We start from the raw sequence: 17,506 nt of genomic DNA on the forward strand, positions 1-17,506 counted from the left end.
CATGGTTGCGGCTCTTTTTTTGTGCATTAGTTGGATAAATGGGTAAGATGATAGCTGAAATGAGGAGTTAGGGGTGAGAGAATGAACAAGGGCAGACTTGAGGCATTTACGGATGCGATTATTGCAATTGTGGTCACGCTACTAGTGTTGGAAATTCCGCGGCCACACGGGTATACATTTAGTGCACTGTTTGTTAATTGGCGCAGTTATATTGTCTACATTGTCACGTTCACACAATTGATGGCGGTCTGGTATAACCACCATAATCTGCTGAAACACGCGACTAATTTGACGCACGCGTTCTACTGGGCGAACACCTTCTGGCTGCTGGTCCTCTCAGTGGCGCCATTTGCGACATCATGGCTATCCGAATATCCAGAGCGATGGCAACCAGAGATGTTTTATGTGATTGTTTGGTCGCTGTGGTCGCTGGCATATACGCTGATGGAAGATGTCCTATTCCAAAAGAATCCCCAAATCAGTTTGATTGATCGTTATTCGCGCTGGATCTATTACATCATGGCGTTTGCACTGGTGATGGCCCGTTTTGTGCCATTAACGGGTGTGCTGATTGTTGGTATGTTGACGCTGTGGCTCTTACTCAGTCCCATTAGATATGGATATGATCCCACGAAGGCCAAACGGGAGCCGCACGATGAAGATTAGTCTCATCGGCAGTCCGGGTGCGGGCAAATCCACGTTTGCACGTCAATTAGCCGCGGCGACTGATTTGCCGCTGATGTCCTTGGATACCTTGTGGCATCGTCTGGATTACAGTGCTCAGGCGCGCCAGCAGTTTATCCAGCAACAGCAGGATTTTATCGATATACATGCGAGTTGGGTGATTGATGGCAATTACTACGATACGATTGAGACGCGGTTCCAGCATAGTGACATTGTGGTTTGGTTTCAAATTTCGCGGCCGCATGCCATCTGGCGTGTGGTGCGACGTTCAATGCGATTTCGCCGCGATCGACAGACACGCCCAGAAATGCCGCCACAATTTCATGAGCAATTTGACCGAGATTATCTCGAGTTTATGCGTTTTGTCTGGCATTACCCCACCAAAGAACGGCGCCGATTACAGCCCGTTTTGCAGCGGTTGAAGATGACCAATAAGCTGATTATTGTTCGCGATCAAGTCTCTCGAGATGCGGTATTAGCTGCACTCACACACAATTTAAATTAAAAAAAGCACATTCGATGTGCTTTTTTATTTGCAACGATATTTTTAATAAAGAAAATCGGGTATAATAAAAGAGAAATATATAGTTGGAGGGATTTTTGATGAAGGTTTGGAAAAAGTTCTGTTTGGGCATCGCTGCAGCCTTGTTGCTCACACCAGTGTGGTCAGCAACACCGGTTCATGCGGCAACACCTGTCACCGCGGGAATGGTGACGCAAAAATTTGTGGGGCAAGTGAATTATGTGCCAGGATATGGCATCAACTTGAGCAGTTTCAATGCTCAGGGGAAACCGACTTATTTGCGTAAGTTGGCCAATGCTAGCAAATGGCAAGTCAAGGGATACAAGAATTTCAGCGGTAAAAAGTATTACAACTTAGGCGGCAACCAATGGGCAGAGGCGCGGTACATTGCACCAGCAACGCCGGCCATTAACTGGATGAAGCCGTCTGAGAATAAGCCATATCCTAAGCTACAAGCTGGTGATTACTTCTCAGTGTCAATCGCTAATCAGCGCGTTTATGTGCGTAATAAGAAAAATCAAACGCTGTATACCATGTATGCTTCAACTGGCATGCATAATGCGACCCCACGTGGGACGTTCCATATGCAAGCGGAACGCGGCGCTAGTTTCTTCAACGCCTCAGTGGGTGTTGGCGCCCGCTACTGGACGTCGTGGCTGAATCACGGTGAATACCTGTTCCATTCCGTTGTCATTAATGGCCAGGGCCAATACATCCAAAGTGAAGCTAAGAAGCTGGGCACCCCTGCTTCACATGGTTGCATTCGGTTAACCGCGCCTGATGCACAGTGGATTATGAACAATGCGCGCACCGGTATGGTGGTCGTGATTGCTTAGTTAGCGTTAAAAATGGTCCTGTGATAAATCCAATCGGATTTATCACAGGACCATTTTTGATTGCGGGCAAACTAGCCGCTCACTTCTTATAATTCGCCAGTCAAAAATTGGGCACGGCCGTTACCAAAGCTCCAATCCTCATCGCTATTAACGGTGAGGTTGATGACAACATCTTCGGGACGGATGCCGAGTTGTTGATGCAGTTCGGTCACCAGATTTTGATAGAAGGTTTCCTTCTGTTCGGTTGTTCGGGGGCGGGTGGTCAGACTGAAAATCAACACTTGATCCGTACGTTCAATGCCCAAACCGGTATCGAGCACTTGCATCTCAAAGGGCTCATGCCGGGAAACGACCTGGTAGCGGTCACCTTCAGGAGCACCGAACGCTTCTAGCATGACGCGGTAAGAAATATCGAGAATCTGTTTGATGGTCTCCTCAGAGCGACCTTTGTACATATCAATTCGCATTAATGGCATTGTTATCTCTCCTTATTGCGGTTATTCATCACAGAGGGAACGAGCGACGAGTTCGGTGTCGACGTGCGTATCGCCCCAGTCACAGATGGCATCCAACACGGGAATGAGCGATTCACCTTTATCGGTCAAACGATATTCAACGTGTGGTTGGGCGGTTTTGAAATCATGGCGATCAATGAGGCCGTCGTGTTCGAGTTCCCGCAACTGACTGGTGAGTGTTTTGTGGGAGACATCTTGAATGTGGTGTTGCAGATCAGCGAAGCGACGTGATCCTGTCTCTGCGAGTTCATAGAGAATCATGATTTTCCACTTGCCTTGAATCATTTGCATCGTGGCGTCAAATTCGTTGAGATAACGCGGTGTTGCCGCAGTTAGTTTTTGCATAAATATCCTTTCTGGTTGGTGGTTACATCAAAGTGCGTACTTGTTTTGATTATCAACGCCTCATATAATAACAACATCAATCAAATCAGGAGGCACCACAATGAAAAAACTTGTTGTTATTACTGGTGCGAGTTCTGGCTTCGGTGCCGAAATCGCAAAATTTTAATGCAGATGGTTACCCTATGTTACTCTTAGGACGCCGAATTGAAAAGCTAAATGCGTTAGCCGCTGACTTCGATCACGCCATGGCTGAAGCTGTCGACGTGACTGATTACGATCAATTCGAAGCAGCTGTGCGCAAGGCCGAAGCTGTTTATGGCCCGACAGAATTACTCATCAACAATGCCGGTGTGATGTTGCTCGGTAACGTGCAGAATCAAGACCCACGTGAATGGCAAACCATGCTCGACACCAATGTGATGGGCGTGCTGAATGGCACACAAATCGTTTTAAACGAGATGCGTGAACACGAACACGGTACGATTCTCAACGTGTCATCATTGGCCGGCAAAAGACATTCGTTAATCATGCCGCTTATGTGGCTTCAAAGTATGGTGTCCACGGCTTATCCGAAACGATTCGTGAAGAAAATGCCGGTAAAAACGTGCGGGTGATGTTGATTGCACCGGGTGCTGCCGAAACTGAATTGTTGACGCATGTCACCAGTGAATCCGCATTGACCGATTATAATGCCTGGAAGGAATCAATGGGGGGATTAACCCTCGATCCTAAGCATGTGGCCGAAACCGTGAAGTTTATGTTTGATATGCCACAAACGCAACATCCGCGAAGTCGACATCGCGGCAACACGGCAAGACGCTTAATCCTTATTGTTCCGGAATATAATCAGAAGATTGTGTCAAAACGGATACCGTTTCGACACAACCTTCTTTGTTTTTCCATCATTATTAATCGCGCACACCCGCATTGTTCAAAATAATGTTTCACGTGAAACCCGCAAACATGACCCACTTGGCGAATTCGATTACAATGAAACTAAATCACTGAGAAGGCAGGCGTGGACGATGGCAAAGTACAACACGTTAGATGAATTCATGACCAGTATTGATGACCCAGCGCATGTGCAAAAGTTGGCGGCATTGATTCAATGGGCGCTAGATCGGTTTCCAACACTTTTGCTGCGGATTGCGTGGAATCAGCCGATGTTAACGGATCACGGCACCTTTATTATCGGGTTCAGTGCCGCAACGAACCATATTTCGATTGCGGTTGAAGATAAGACACTCGATTTGTATCGCGATACCATTACGCAAGCGGGCTACAAGAGTAGCAAGCGTCTTTTTCAGATGTAGTGGGATCAGGAATGGTCACATGAATTGTTAGCGGAGTTAATCGCGTTCAACATTGAAGACAAGCAGGATATCACGACTTTCTGGCGATAACGCACGGAGAAGAAAACATGACACAATCAAGACGAGTGTTGGGTATTTTTATGGTGATATTGTGGATACTGACGATTGGGCTACTGATAATGGCGGTTATCGGTCAGGTCGCACCGGTGGCGTTGATTGTTATCTTGATTCTCGCCATTGCGGTTTCTGTTGGGTTTCGAAGCACCTTGTAAGACATTGGAACGCGATTAGGCTATTTTGTTCGGACATTGAAAAGCACTTGTGTCAGTGACGACACAAGTGCTTTTTTTAATGCTGTTAATTAGGCGATGCCGAGGATACGTAAGCCAGCTAAGGAAATAATCCCGACCGCCACAATCACGAGCAGACTTTTGGAGATGACGGCCGCAACCACGGTGGGCAATGAAGCGAGCGCGTAATCGAGATTGAGCTGTGGCAGATGGCCCGGATTGGCGGTGAAGAGACTGCTGAACCACAGAGTGGCCATGATGACAATCGGAACGAAGGCGAGGTATTCAATTACAGGCTTGGGTAAGGTGAAGTGTTTGAGGAGCACGAGTGGCAGGATACGTGACAGCCAGGTAACCAAGCCACAGCCGGCGATGGTGAGTAACACGACGTTAGAAGAAGGCATGCTTGAGCCACACCCCCAGTCCACAACCGATTAATGTGACCACGATAATCACGAGATTGCTGGGCAAAAAATCATGCCGAGATAAGTCAAAATGAGTGTGATACCAACAACAAGGAGTTGCAGTGACCGTGGTAATGAGCGATCGGTAATGAGTTGTAGATAGAGCAAGCCCATAAACATCGCGACGATGGCAAAGTCTAAGCCTAGTTGTTTGGGGTCACCGACAATACCACCGAGCAGCGATCCAATCGCGCTAGCACCGGCCCACGTAAGGTAGGCGATCCAATTGGCGGTGTTAAACCAGGTGAAGGATAACTTGCCCTCGGTGTAGTTGAGCTTGTTCATCCCTAATGCGAAACTCTCATCAGTCAGCAAGGTGCCTAACAAAAGATTCTTCGCCGTGGATTCACGCTTGAAGTAGGGCGCTAACGTGGTGCTCATCAGAATCATGCGCGAGTTGACCAAGAAGGTGGCTAAAATAATCGATGATACAGGCGTTGCGGCCGCTAGTAAGCTGACCGTAGTGAATTGCGAGGAGCCAGCATAGATAATCAGGGACATCAATACAATTTGCCAAGTACTAAAGCCAGACGCGCGGCCAATGACGCCAAATGCGATGCCAATACCGAGATACCCGAATACGGTGGGCAGCGTTTCTTTGATTGCGGATCGCGTGGTTAAACTATCGTCCATGGTGTCACCTCTCCCAGAAAAATTTTACCTTTCAGTGTAACTTAATGCGCTGCAAGGACGCAAATGTCGAAAAATGATCGCCATTGCAGTATGTTAGAGGGAGACAGGCAGGCGCCAGGAAGGTGAGGATGATTAAGATGACGACAATGACAATTATCTATAATCCACACGCTGGCCACAATACAGGCGAGTGGGCAGCTAAACGGTTACAGTCTGCGGTAGTGAGCCACGGTGGTACGGCTGAATTAGCGCCCACCAAATCAGCCGGTGATGCGACACAACTCGCACGGCACGCTGAAAGCGCCATTGTTGTCGCTGTCGGCGGCGATGGCACAATCAGCGAGGTGGTGGCGGGATTAGTGCCACGAGAGACACCACCTATTTTGGGGATTATTCCCCAGGGAACTGTGAATAATTTGGCGCGCGTGTTACAGATTCCACCGCTGCCTGATTTAGCGATTCGCAATATTTTAACGGCGAGCGCGCGACCAATCGATGTCGGGCAGGTGAACGATCACTATATGATCAGTACTATGACGCTCGGCGTGTTAGCCAATGTCGCCGTATCGGTGACGCAAAAGGAGAAACAGCGCTTTGGCCCACTGGCTTTTTTGGCACGAGGAGCAAAGGTGTTGGCGCAACATCAACACTGGCAACTGCAGCTCGAGAGTCCCCAACATCAGTGGACAAAAGATACTCAGTTAATGCTGGTGACGATGACGAATTCGGTGGGCGGCTTCACGAATTTTGCGCCACAGGCAAAACCGGATGACGGCAAATTTCATGTGTTTGTGGCACCCAAGTTATCGATTTGGCATTCGTTGCGCGCGCTGCCGTATTTCTTGAGCGGTAAATTCTCGAAATTTCCCGGCATGACGTATTTTACAGCGACTGAACTCACTGTGACGGCCAACAAAAATTGCGCACTCGAATTGACGGGGATCCCAGCACGCACTTACCACTTGAAATGAAAGTAATCAGTGACCATATTCGCGTCTTGGCACCAAAAAGATTAAGAGAGACGAACCGTCTGCGCGATAATCCAAAAAGCGATACCATAGAGGTGGTCGCTTTTTTCGTATCAAGAAGGGTGGATTAAGATGTCACAGAATCGTCCAACACAAATAGAAATTATTGGCGCCAAAGTCAATAATCTGAAGAATATCGATGTTAATGTGCCGCTGAACCAGCTGGTGGCGATTACCGGCAAGAGTGGTTCGGGGAAATCGTCACTAGCGATGGGGGTGCTGTATTCCGAGGGGATGCGGCGCTATGTAAGTTCACTATCGACATACACCAGACGACGCTTATCGCAGGCCAAGCCGACCGACGCGACGAGCATTAAGCACATCCCCAGTGCGATTGCGCTCAAGCAGCGTCCCAGCGTCCCCGATGTGCGATCGACAGTCGGTACAGTCACCGAAGCACTGAACATCGTGCGCCTCATTTTTTCACGGTTGGGTTCGCCCCGCTGTCCCAATGGGCATCAGGTGCCACCGACACTCGCGATTGCGCAAGCCATGGATTTGCCCAACGATGGTCAGAGCGGCATGGGTGAAATTGTGTGTCCCACATGTGGCGTCACCTTCATGGCCTACTCGGCGGAAGATTTTGCGTTCAATGCGTATGGCGCATGTCCCACCTGTGATGGGACCGGGGTGACCCGCCAAATCGATTCGCGCAAGTTGATTCCCAATCCCAAGTTGACGATTCGAGAAGGCGCCGTGGCCTCTTGGAAGGTGCCTGGTCGCAGTTTCATTCCGTTTGTGGTCGAAGCTGCTGGGGTCGATATCGATACCCCGTATGAAGAATTGTCGGCCTCAGCGCAGGCCTTCGTGCTGCACGGCGAGCGTAAGGAATATGAAATCAATATTCCAACGCGTACTGGGAAGGTCTTCCACATGGATCATGCGGTCTACGAGAATGCCTACAACGCGATTGAGGATACGCTGAACAATACCGACAACGTGCGCACCATCAAGCGCTTGGACAAGTTCTACACATTCAGTGAATGTCCAACCTGCCACGGGAGTCGCTTCAACCCCAAGTTGTTAACACAACTTTTGGTCGATAAGAATATCGCTGAAGTTTCCGATCTGGAATTAGTGCAATTGCAGCAATTCATTCCAGCGATTCGGGCGTGGTTACCCGATAATATGCAGGCATTGGGCGATAAATTATTGACAGAGCTCGAGGGCTTGCTACAACCGCTGATGAACTTGGGGCTGGATTATTTGACCCTGAGTCGCGCAGGTAACACCTTATCCACGGGTGAACTGCAGCGCATTCAGCTGAGCCGCACACTGCGCACCGAGACAACGGGTGTCCTGTATGTTTTGGATGAACCCTCGATTGGGTTGCATGCGGCCAATGTGCAGGGGCTCATCACCATCATGAAGAACTTAGTGGAACAGGGCAATTCGGTTGTGGTGGTCGATCACGATCCAGCCATCATCTCGGCCGCGGATCACGTGATTGAAATCGGTCCGGATTCCGGTGAATTGGGTGGTCAAGTGATCGCACAGGGCAGCGTCGATGATATTTTGGCCGACCCACAGTCGCGGATGGCGCCATTCATCACCGGGAGTGCACAGCTGATTCAGCGCCCACTGGCAGCGGCTGATGATTTATTTAAGGCGGGGCGGATTGATATCGGAATTGAACACTATCACAATATCGATCACCTCGAGACCAGTTTTCCGGTGAATCGCTTCACTGTGGTCAGTGGTTTCTCAGGTGCCGGCAAATCGACACTGGTGTTTGATGCACTGATTCCAGCACTCGAATCCCCCAAGACGCCACCGGCATTCGTTGACCATATCGATAACAAAAAATCAAGCACGTCTACGCCATTGATGCCACGCCAATCGGTAAGAATATTCGCTCCACACTGGCAACCTACACCAATGTGCTGGATGAATTGCGCGATTTGTTTGCCGCATTGCCCGAAAGTCAGGCGCGCGGGTTTGATAAGCGCTATTTCTCCTATAACCTCAAACAGGGGGCATGCCCGACCTGTAATGGGACTGGTGAAATCAATCTGGATATCCAGTATCTGCCGGATATGCAACAAGTTTGCCCAACCTGTAATGGTGAGCGGTACAATCCCGAGGTATTACAGATTCGGTGGCACGGCAAGAACATCGCTGATCTATTGAAACTCGCGGTCACGGCTGCGATTCCGGTTTTTGCGGATGTGCCAAAGATTGAAGCCACACTCAAGGTGCTGGATGAGATGGGCTTGGGCTACATCCCACTCGGTGAAAGTACCGTGACGCTATCTGGTGGTGAGTCCCAACGGCTCCGGTTATCGAAGTACATCAATAAGTCGCAAAAAGGCACGCTGTTTGTCTTTGATGAACCATCCATTGGTCTCCATCCGCTCGATGTGCAGGTCTTACTCCATGTCTTGCAGACCTTAATCGAGCAGGGTGGTACCGTGTTGGCGATTGAACATGACTTGGATTTGATTGAGAATGCGGATTACGTGATCGATATGGGTCCAAGCGGTGGTGATCGTGGTGGTCAAATCATCGCTTCAGGGACGCCGGCACAGGTGGCACAAGAAAAGAGTCTGACCGGTCAGTACTTGCATGAACAGCGCGAACATTTCCACTTAGATGATTAAACCTACTTAGATTTGGTACCTAATAATAAGAGGCTGTGACAATCCGAAAGGAATCTGTCACAGCCTCTTATTTTGTTCAAGGGTAAGAGCGCCCCTTATGTAATTTGGGATTAAGGTTTCAACTTAAAATATTGTGACGACACCCACTGTTGACCGCCGAGATTGTACCAGTGGGAACCATCTGTTTGCGTGACCTCAGCGAATACTCGCCATTTGCTACCATGGATGAGCTTTTTGCCCGGAATGAAATTGTATCCAAGTGGTGATTGCCATACCGCAATGCCGTAACCTGGGACGTATTGCACTTCCCCAACTGTTTCCGTTGTTACAGGTGTGACTTTGAGCGTGTAGCGGGCGGAAAGCCATTGATCACGACCGACGTGATACCACGTGTTGCCAGCAACATCGGTCTGTCTGTCGGAGTAATGCCAAGCGGTTCCGCTCGGTAACAGTTGACCGGTAACACGCTGATCAGGGTTAGGTGAGTTCCAGACCGCGACACCGTAGTGATTCACATAATTAATGATAACGGTGCCCGCTTCAAGTGATTTGGTGGCTGCTGGTTGGACCTGCGAAGGCGTGGTACTTGCCGATTGTGATGGACTGGTTACTTGCGGAATTGGGGTGTGAGTGACTACAGGGTGATTGTTAACGGGTGGGACGACAATCGTTTTGGGTGTTGTTGTGTCTGGTTGACTAGTCGTCTGTGAATCGCTTGCGGGCGAAACGGTTGGGCTGTTTTGCGCCACTGTCCCCGTGATGTAGGATTGTGTCGCCGAATTAACAACGATGAAGTGGTCACCCGAGCGAAAAGAGATCGTCTCATCGTCATCTTGCTGATCCATATCCAGTGACCAATGGCCGGTATTATCCGCAGTGACATCATAAACCAAGTTTTTACCGACTTGTTGCTGATAATAAATTGTCAGTTTTTGATTTGGGGCGGCCGTGCCCGTGATCGTCGACTGTGCTGGGTAGGGAGCGACGGGGTTCACGGTAAAAGTTTTCTTCTCATCTTTTAGCGGATGGTTCACTTGCGTTGCAACAGCATCATCGCGACTGAAGATAATGATATTGCCACCGTCACCCAGGCCGATGAAATCGGAAGTCAACGCAGTCCACTGAGCAACTGGCAACGACCAGTCACCGTTCTTATCGGCTGTCGTTGTGGTTGATAATTTGTATTGAACGTTGCTGTCTTTACCAGGCCCGTTATAGATGACGGTTAATCGCTGGTCTGGTTTGGCCTTACCGGTAATTGTGCTGGTGTCAGGACTGGCGTTAGCAATCGCCAGTTCGAGATTCGATGCGGGCTCTGCTGGGTTTGGTTGTGGGGTGGGTGAAGAGCTAGACTCTTTCACCTCGGACTTGCTAGCGGCCTCAACGGTGACGGTGGTGTCACCAACAGTGATGGTGTCGCCGGCGCTGATAGGTGCCGTAAAATATTCGGTTCATCAGCTACGTTGACGTGCCACTGACCCTTATCATCAGTTATCACAGTGAAGCGTGACTTAATGCCTGATACCGAGGACAGATAGGCGACGGTGGTTTTGGTATTGGGCTGACCAGTACCGGAAAAACTGCTAGCACCAGCTGACACGGGGTTAATTTGTGCAGTGGCAGCAAACACTATTGGCGGTGGTGTCACCAAACTGATGCTGCTGCTCGATAGGGTTGTGGCAGCTAATAACGACAAAACGAAATGAGAGACTTTCACCTTAACTCCTCCTTAAATAGTAATCATTACGATTTACGTGATGAACTATACAGGAAGATTTTTGAGCTGTCTAGTCATAAAAAAGAAAACGTTTGTTATTTTATGAGAATAAAAAAGTCACCATCCTATTTTCGGGTGATGACTTTGATGGATTGATAGTGCTCACAGCCAAATCGCGTTCCAAGAGACAAAACACTTCGGTTAGTTCATCTTTGTTGAATTCACAAACCGGGTTCTGCCAAAGATCTTGCTAATCCTCGTGTTCTAACCGTCTCTTGTCACAGCATAAACGCGTTCGCTAATACTGCCTGTTCCGCCTAACAAGACGAGCCCTTTATTGCATAAAGCTGCAATAGAGACTCGCCCTCGTTAGTGCTCACAGCCAAACCGTATTAGCTCACGCTCTCAACGCATATTGACGGATGGCCTTTGCCAAGCCGTCGTTATCATTGGTATCGGTGACCGCATCCGCGTGTTGCTTGGCGATGGCGTTACCGTTGCCCATCGCAATAGCGGTACCGGCAAAATCAAACATTGGGATATCGTTGCGTTCATCACCCACGGCCATAATTTCCTGTGGTGTGAGTTGTAAGTGTTCAGCCAGTTGCTGCAAAGCTGCGCCTTTATTGACTTCTGGATGTACCACCTCAAGAAAATTGGGTGCGGTACGAATGACGGCCAGTTGTGGTGAAAAGGCCGCCGTGACCATCGGCGCCACCTGATCGAGCATGGTGGCATCACCGACAAATGAGCCTTTGGCGATGGCAAAGTCAGATGCGAGTTCATCCGGCTGGCGGATGAAGAGGCCAGCGCTATTTTCGGCCGCTTGCATGACGATAAAGGCATTCACATCGTGATCAGCGGTATAGATGGCACTGTCCGGCGCCACAATATTGAATGGAATCTGGTGGGTCCGGCCAAACGAGGTCATAGCGCGATAGGCTGCATTGTCGATGAGGCGTTTGGCGATGATGTGTCCCGCGACGGATTCAATCACGGCGCCGTTATAGGTAATCGCGAATTGATCATCGCCTTGAATACCCAGTGTTTTCAAGAAAGGAGTGACCCCAGCTAAGGGTCGGCCAGTACACAACACAATTTTGATCCGTTGGGCGAGCGCAGCCTGAATGGCATCGATGGTGGTTGGCAATAGGTCGTGTTTGGAGCTGAGCAGTGTGTCGTCGATATCGATGGCAATGAGTTTAATCATCTGCGACCTCCGCGATTAGCGCCGAGCCAATTCATTAGCGATGAATTGGAGGACACCTTGGTCTTCGTTATTGCCCGTGACGTGATTCGCCACCGCTAAGACGTCTGGTTGCGCGTTGGCCATGGCCACACCGGTTCCCACTGCCTGCAACATCTCGATATCGTTGCCACCGTCACCAAAGGCGGCCATGTCATCGAGTGAGATGCCTAGCCGCTGGCCCAAATGGGTGAGACCGTATGCCTTGTTGATGCCAGGTTGAATCAAATCGATATCGCCGTGACCGCTGCTGGTAGGCACAGCACGCCCAGCAAAACGGTCTGTGAAGTCTTTAATTAAGGCCTGTGTCTGCGGTACTGGGCAGGTGATGGCAAACTTCAAAATATTATCATCCATTTGGGCATAGTTATCGATGACAGCTAGGTGATGATAGTAGTGGCGCGCCTCTTCAACGTGAGCTGGGTCCGTTGTGTTCAGTGTATAAGCACTCTCTTGGCCACACGCGAGAATCTGAATGTCTGGGATATCCTGCAATTCAGTGAGCATTTCGTTGACGGTGGTGTCGTCGAAACTTTCCACGTTGTAGATGTGCTCAGTATCGCGGATATAGGCGCCATTTTCGGCCACAAAAATCACATCGGGGTAGGCTTCAAAAATGAGCGCAGCTGAAAGTATTGATTGCCACTGGCCACCACAAACTGAATATTGCGATCCAGCATTTGTTGATGGAGTTGGGCGAAACGCTCGGCGTCATAAGTTTTATCGGCCTTTAAAAAAGTACCATCCATATCGGTTGCAAAGAGTTTGATCATGATTGTCCTCCTGAAATGTCGTATTTCCAGTATAGCATGAATGCGCTTAATTGTTAGCGGATTCACATAATCTTAAAAGCATTAAAGTATGTGGCAATGCGCTATACTGAATTCATTACATATTATCTGAGTCGTGCGAAACAATTAAAGGAGGTTCCATCGTGAACAACAGTCAATTCTTTACTGATAATTTACCATTTTTCATCCCACTGATTATTCTGGAAGTGGGGCTGATGTTGACGGCACTTATCCATGTGCTGCGACATCCGCACTATCGCTTCGGTAACCGCATCATGTGGGTGCTCATCGTTGTCTTATTACAGATTATCGGCCCCATTATTTACTTTGCCTTTGGTCGGGAGTCAGAAGCATGAACGTGCTCGAAGTGAATCACGTGAATAAGCACTTCGGGGATAAGCAAGTGCTGCATGATCTCAGTTTTACGGTGCCAGAAGGGGCCATCTTTGGCTTTGTGGGTGAGAATGGCGCGGGTAAAACAACGACGATGAAGCTGATTCTGGGATTGGATACCATCGATGCGGGGACAATCAATCTTTTTGGGCAACCCGTCCATTATGGTGAGACCGCCACGAATCAGGCGGTGGGCTATCTGCCTGACGTGCCTGAGTACTATAACTACATGACGGCCGCGGAGTATCTGCGCTTTTGTGGGCGCCTCACCGCGATGGCACCAGATGAATTGAAAACGCGCATTCCGGAAATGTTATCGTTGGTTGGCTTACCGAACAATAAACATCGCATTCGGGGGTTCTCACGTGGTATGAAGCAGCGTCTCGGCATCGCGCAGGCGCTATTGAATCGTCCCAAGCTCTTGATCTGTGATGAGCCGACATCTGCGCTTGACCCCGCTGGCCGCAGCGAATTTTTAACCCTGCTCGCGAGTCTCAAAACGCAGACCACCATTATTTTTCGACCCATATCCTGGCCGATGTGGAGCGAGTGGCCGACCGCGTGGGGATTCTGCACCACGGTCAGCTGCAGGTGAACGACACATTGGCTGCGATTAAGGCCCAGTATGCGGTGAACCAAATCGTCCTAAGCTTTGAAACGGAAGCACAGGCAAAACAAGCAGCGACTTTAATTCAGGGTAAACAAAATGCGCAACGGGTCGTTGTGACCTATCACGATGACTACACAGAAACAGCCAATGCGGTGCTATCACAGCTCTTAGCCAATCAGTTGGTGCCGGTGGCGATGGATCGCAGCGAACCGAGTCTTGAAGACATCTTTTTGGAGGTGATTGCATGAGAGCAACCGCGGTATTTATCCAAAAAGAATGGCTCGAAACATGGCGGACACGGCGGGTATTGATTCTGCTCATCGTTTTCTTGATTTTTGGGATTCTCAGTCCGTTATTCGCCAAATTGACGCCGGAACTGCTCAAGGCAACGTTGGGCAATCAGATGGCAATCACCTTACCCAAGCCGACCTCGGTGGATTCATGGACGCAGTTTTACAAGAATATCACGCAGATGGGCATCTATATCGTGGCCATTCTGTTTGGTGGCACCGTTAGTCAGGAATTGGCACATGGCACCCTGGTTAATCTGGTGACCAAAGGCTTACCACGCTATGCCGTGGTGCTGGCCAAGTTTGTCGTGGCCTATCTGCAATGGGTGCTGGCCATTCTGCTCGCATTTGCTGTGACATTTGGCTATACCTGGTATTATTTCCCGGACAATCATTCCCCACATCTGTGGCAGGGTATTGTGCCCGTATTGATTTTTGGCTTCTTCTTCATTGCGGTCATTGTGTGTGGTTCTAGTCTTTCTGCCAACAGTTATAGTGGCTTACTGGCCACCATCATTGTGGTTGCGGCCTTGTACCTCATCAACTTCTGGAAAGATGCACAGCGATTCAATCCGATCAGCCTAATCAGTGATAATGTGACACTGACCAAGGGCAGCGAGACGCTGCAGCACTTGGCACCGGCTTTATGGCTCAGTGTTGGCGGCGCGGTGATGCTATTGGGGCTCAGTGTCTGGTTGTTGAACCAGCGTAAGCTCTAGTTGACAAGGGCAGGTTAAACGTTCAGAATCCATTTGTTTATAGAATGGAGGGCATCATCATGGGCGGTATGCTCTTATTGATCTTGGGAATTTTCTTCTTTACGCGCAACCTGTTTCGTTTTGAAAAAGTGTCACGGTTTGAAGCCGTAATTTTGCCGGTATACAGTCTGATTATGGCCTGGCTCGCCTTAGACCAGCATCATCCATCAGTGATGGCCATCGTCGTCACCGCGATTTTTGGGGTGCTCATGGCGTGGCTCCAGTCATGGGGTGCGCGCGTGAAAGTGACGGGCGAACAGGACAAACATGACCGGCCCGTTGTCGAAGTGCGGCGGGGTTGGTGGTACCTGATTGGCTGGCTATTGATTTTGTGTACGGGATTGTGTTTGCCGTCATGTTGGGTGAACATGTCAATGTGTTGGAAGAAGCAGGCAATGAGATTGCCAAGGATCTCTTCAGCTTCCGCAATTTCTCCACCGCTTCCAGTTGGAATATCTACTTGCAGTCGGGGATTGCGAGTTTGGTGTATACGTTGTTGCTTGTGCGCAAGGAGCCTAAGGTGAAACACGCCATCGCGCGGCGTCAACGGCATAAAAAATAGAATGCAGACTTGCATTCTTTTCTTTTACAGTCATAATGAGTGTGTACTCACTCATTATGGAGGTGGAAATAATGGCAACGATTCAAGTCACACATCTGGTTCAAGGCTACGCGACAACCACGGTCTTGAACGATATCAACCTCGAAACGAATCCCGGGGACATCGTGGCACTCATTGGCCCCAGTGGCGCGGGCAAGACAACTCTGATCAAGACGATTATGGGTATGCTGCGGCCTAAGTCTGGCCGAGTCAGCGTCTTCGATCAGGCGATGCCGAATCGTGCACTGCTCGCTCACATTGGTTTCATGGCGCAAACCGACGCACTGTATACCGACCTCACCGGGCGTGAGAATCTCAATTTCTTTGGCGCGATGCAGGGCGCATCACGCTCGGCACTGCAAGTACAGTTGGCGCATGCCGCAGAGGTCGTGGCACTGACGCCAGATCTCGATCGCCGCGTTAGCACGTATTCAGGCGGGATGAAGCGCCGTTTGTCCCTGGCGATTGCGCTGTTGAATGACCCACCGCTCTTAATTCTGGATGAACCCACCGTTGGGATTGATCCCGAGCTGCGGCGTCAGATTTGGACGGAGTTACACACGATGGCATCAGCAGGCAAAACCATTCTGCTGACAACGCACGTGATGGAAGATGCAGAAGAGGCGACCCAATTACTGATGATTCGTGATGGTGCCGCAATCGCGCAGGGAAGCCCCACAGCGCTGATGGCTACCTATCACGTCCAATCAATCGAAGAAGTCTTTTTAGCGGCAGGGAGGCAGCAAGATGCGCATATTAGCCATGTTTAACCGCATTGTTCGCGAGATGTTGCGCGATAAGCGCACGCTCGGACTCATGTTTGGAGCACCACTGTTGATTTTGACGTATTTTTTCTGTTTCAAAACAATCAAACCAATAAGGCGACATTAGCCGTACAAGGCATCGATGCGCCACTGCGACAAGCGATGAAGAGCAATCACCTCACACTTAAAACCGTCGCCGAAAACAGCAAGCCCACCCATGTAATTCGGCAGCAAGATAGTGATGGTGTGTTGCGGCAATCAGGAACCCAATTGACATTAACGCTCGCAAATACCGATGAAGGCAAGTCGGCGATGATTGTGGCGGCGCTCAAACAGGCGCAGGTCAAACTCAAGATGCAAGCAGCAGCAACCACGATCAAGGCCCAGCAAAAGGCGCTGATGCAGATGCAAGCGGCCTTGAGACGGGCTGTTCCAAAATCAGCGTCAGTAGCGGGGACGTCCTATACCTTAAAAACGCATTACCTGTATAGCAGCGCAGACGGCACCTATTTTGATACCGTCTTGCCAATCATGATGGGCTTTGTGGTGTTCCTGTTCGTCTTCCTGATTTCGGGCATCGCCTTGCTGCGTGAACGGACCACGGGCACGCTGTCACGGCTCTTAGCGACACCGATTAAGCGCAGTGAAGTGATTATCGGCTATCTGCTGGGTTACGGTGTGTTTGGCTTGATCCAAACTGTCTTAGTGGTGTTGTTTGCCATCAATGTCTTCCAACTTCAGGTGCTTGGCAACGTGGCCAATGTGCTGTTGCTCAATCTGGCTTTAGCGCTTGTGGCACTCACGATGGGTCTGTTTGTCTCGACGTTTGCCGCCTCGGAATTTCAAATGATGCAGTTCATTCCCATCATTGCGATTCCACAGATTTTCTTTTCTGGTTTGATTCCAGTCGCGAATATGCCAAACTGGTTACAGATCATTGCACATGTGATGCCACTGTATTATGGTGCCAATGGGATCAGTGATGTGATTAAGAAAGGCAGCACACTGACACAGATTGGGCCAAACGTCCTCATCCTGCTACTCTTTGCGCTGATTTTTCTTGGCGCAAACTTGCTCACGATGCGGCGATATCGGCAAGTTTAGG

General features: G+C 49.6%; 15 protein-coding genes and 7 pseudogenes. 14 read left to right on the forward strand and 8 right to left on the reverse strand.

The window, feature by feature from the left end:
- Window positions 1-81 precede the first annotated feature (81 nt).
- The 3 genes from JCM17471_RS01625 to JCM17471_RS14835 all read left to right on the forward strand — a co-directional run bounded on the left by JCM17471_RS01625 (window position 82) and on the right by JCM17471_RS14835 (window position 2,043).
- Window positions 82-666, forward strand: coding sequence for a TMEM175 family protein (locus JCM17471_RS01625; RefSeq protein ID WP_054776562.1), 585 nt, complete (start codon window positions 82-84; stop codon window positions 664-666).
- On the forward strand, window positions 656-1,189 hold the full coding sequence (locus JCM17471_RS01630) for a P-loop NTPase family protein (protein WP_054776563.1): 534 nt from the start codon (window positions 656-658) through the stop codon (window positions 1,187-1,189). Before JCM17471_RS01625 ends, JCM17471_RS01630 begins: the two co-directional genes overlap by 11 nt.
- 98 nt (window positions 1,190-1,287) lie before the next feature.
- The gene (locus tag JCM17471_RS14835) at window positions 1,288-2,043 is read left to right on the forward strand and encodes a L,D-transpeptidase (RefSeq protein ID WP_225354079.1); all 756 of its coding nucleotides are present in this window, start codon (window positions 1,288-1,290) and stop codon (window positions 2,041-2,043) included.
- Window positions 2,044-2,129: 86 nt separating this feature from the next.
- Here the strand turns inward: JCM17471_RS14835 and JCM17471_RS01640 are convergent, their stop codons facing one another.
- Complete coding sequence (locus tag JCM17471_RS01640) at window positions 2,130-2,519, reverse strand: tautomerase family protein (protein WP_054776564.1); 390 nt, start codon at window positions 2,517-2,519, stop codon at window positions 2,130-2,132.
- A 21-nt stretch (window positions 2,520-2,540) separates the two neighbouring features.
- The gene (locus JCM17471_RS01645) at window positions 2,541-2,903 is read right to left on the reverse strand and encodes a winged helix-turn-helix transcriptional regulator (protein WP_054776565.1); all 363 of its coding nucleotides are present in this window, start codon (window positions 2,901-2,903) and stop codon (window positions 2,541-2,543) included.
- A gap of 100 nt (window positions 2,904-3,003) precedes the next feature.
- Between JCM17471_RS01645 and JCM17471_RS01650 the strand changes: the two are divergent.
- The 3 genes and pseudogenes from JCM17471_RS01650 to JCM17471_RS13815 all read left to right on the forward strand — a co-directional run bounded on the left by JCM17471_RS01650 (window position 3,004) and on the right by JCM17471_RS13815 (window position 4,488).
- Window positions 3,004-3,727 (forward strand): annotated as a pseudogene (locus JCM17471_RS01650) (SDR family oxidoreductase).
- Window positions 3,728-3,928: 201 nt separating this feature from the next.
- On the forward strand, window positions 3,929-4,216 hold the full coding sequence (locus JCM17471_RS01655) for an iron chaperone (protein WP_202813379.1): 288 nt from the start codon (window positions 3,929-3,931) through the stop codon (window positions 4,214-4,216).
- Window positions 4,217-4,323: 107 nt separating this feature from the next.
- Window positions 4,324-4,488 carry a hypothetical protein gene (locus JCM17471_RS13815; RefSeq protein WP_156321547.1) on the forward strand — a complete coding sequence of 55 codons (165 nt, stop codon included), beginning with the start codon at window positions 4,324-4,326 and terminating at the stop codon, window positions 4,486-4,488.
- An 89-nt stretch (window positions 4,489-4,577) separates the two neighbouring features.
- Here JCM17471_RS13815 and JCM17471_RS01660 read toward each other — a convergent pair whose 3' ends face one another.
- A complete protein-coding gene (locus JCM17471_RS01660) occupies window positions 4,578-4,910 on the reverse strand; it encodes an AzlD domain-containing protein (protein WP_054776566.1) in 333 nt (110 codons plus the stop codon).
- Window positions 4,897-5,603: pseudogene (locus tag JCM17471_RS01665) on the reverse strand (AzlC family ABC transporter permease). Before JCM17471_RS01665 ends, JCM17471_RS01660 begins: the two are co-directional and overlap by 14 nt.
- Window positions 5,604-5,740: 137 nt before the next feature.
- Here JCM17471_RS01665 and JCM17471_RS01670 point away from each other — a divergent pair.
- Together JCM17471_RS01670 and JCM17471_RS01675 are read left to right on the forward strand one after the other, a co-directional pair.
- A pseudogene (locus tag JCM17471_RS01670) lies at window positions 5,741-6,609 on the forward strand (diacylglycerol/lipid kinase family protein); the annotation flags it as partial.
- Window positions 6,610-6,703: 94 nt separating this feature from the next.
- Window positions 6,704-9,231, forward strand: a pseudogene (locus tag JCM17471_RS01675) (excinuclease ABC subunit UvrA).
- Between the two features lie 110 nt (window positions 9,232-9,341).
- Here the strand turns inward: JCM17471_RS01675 and JCM17471_RS01680 are convergent.
- The 4 genes and pseudogenes from JCM17471_RS01680 to JCM17471_RS01695 all read right to left on the reverse strand — a co-directional run bounded on the left by JCM17471_RS01680 (window position 9,342) and on the right by JCM17471_RS01695 (window position 12,967).
- Complete coding sequence (locus JCM17471_RS01680; RefSeq protein WP_054776567.1) at window positions 9,342-10,592, reverse strand: RodZ family helix-turn-helix domain-containing protein; 1,251 nt, start codon at window positions 10,590-10,592, stop codon at window positions 9,342-9,344.
- A complete protein-coding gene (locus JCM17471_RS01685) occupies window positions 10,589-10,948 on the reverse strand; it encodes a hypothetical protein (RefSeq protein ID WP_054776568.1) in 360 nt (119 codons plus the stop codon). Before JCM17471_RS01685 ends, JCM17471_RS01680 begins: the two co-directional genes overlap by 4 nt.
- Window positions 10,949-11,345: 397 nt before the next feature.
- Window positions 11,346-12,158: a Cof-type HAD-IIB family hydrolase gene (locus JCM17471_RS01690; protein WP_054776569.1), complete on the reverse strand. Its 813-nt coding sequence runs from the start codon at window positions 12,156-12,158 to the stop codon at window positions 11,346-11,348.
- Between the two features lie 15 nt (window positions 12,159-12,173).
- A pseudogene (locus tag JCM17471_RS01695) lies at window positions 12,174-12,967 on the reverse strand (Cof-type HAD-IIB family hydrolase).
- A gap of 161 nt (window positions 12,968-13,128) precedes the next feature.
- Here JCM17471_RS01695 and JCM17471_RS01700 point away from each other — a divergent pair.
- The 6 genes and pseudogenes from JCM17471_RS01700 to JCM17471_RS01725 all read left to right on the forward strand — a co-directional run bounded on the left by JCM17471_RS01700 (window position 13,129) and on the right by JCM17471_RS01725 (window position 17,505).
- Window positions 13,129-13,341, forward strand: a complete 213-nt coding sequence (locus JCM17471_RS01700; RefSeq protein WP_054776570.1) for a PLDc N-terminal domain-containing protein — start codon at window positions 13,129-13,131, stop codon at window positions 13,339-13,341.
- A pseudogene (locus tag JCM17471_RS01705) lies at window positions 13,338-14,236 on the forward strand (ABC transporter ATP-binding protein). Before JCM17471_RS01700 ends, JCM17471_RS01705 begins: the two are co-directional and overlap by 4 nt.
- Entirely contained in the window at window positions 14,233-14,997 is a 765-nt protein-coding gene (locus tag JCM17471_RS01710; protein WP_054776571.1) for an ABC transporter permease, read from the forward strand. Before JCM17471_RS01705 ends, JCM17471_RS01710 begins: the two are co-directional and overlap by 4 nt.
- Before the next feature lie 337 nt (window positions 14,998-15,334).
- The gene (locus JCM17471_RS01715; protein ID WP_162208330.1) at window positions 15,335-15,598 is read left to right on the forward strand and encodes a hypothetical protein; all 264 of its coding nucleotides are present in this window, start codon (window positions 15,335-15,337) and stop codon (window positions 15,596-15,598) included.
- A 62-nt stretch (window positions 15,599-15,660) separates the two neighbouring features.
- Window positions 15,661-16,407: an ABC transporter ATP-binding protein gene (locus JCM17471_RS01720; protein WP_404820154.1), complete on the forward strand. Its 747-nt coding sequence runs from the start codon at window positions 15,661-15,663 to the stop codon at window positions 16,405-16,407.
- Window positions 16,385-17,505, forward strand: a pseudogene (locus tag JCM17471_RS01725) (ABC transporter permease). The gene JCM17471_RS01720 and the pseudogene JCM17471_RS01725 overlap by 23 nt, the downstream one beginning before the upstream one ends.
- The last annotated feature ends 1 nt before the right edge of the window (window position 17,506 follow it).

The sequence above is a fragment of the Lacticaseibacillus saniviri JCM 17471 = DSM 24301 genome, assembly GCF_001311785.1.
Lineage (GTDB): Bacteria > Bacillota > Bacilli > Lactobacillales > Lactobacillaceae > Lacticaseibacillus > Lacticaseibacillus saniviri.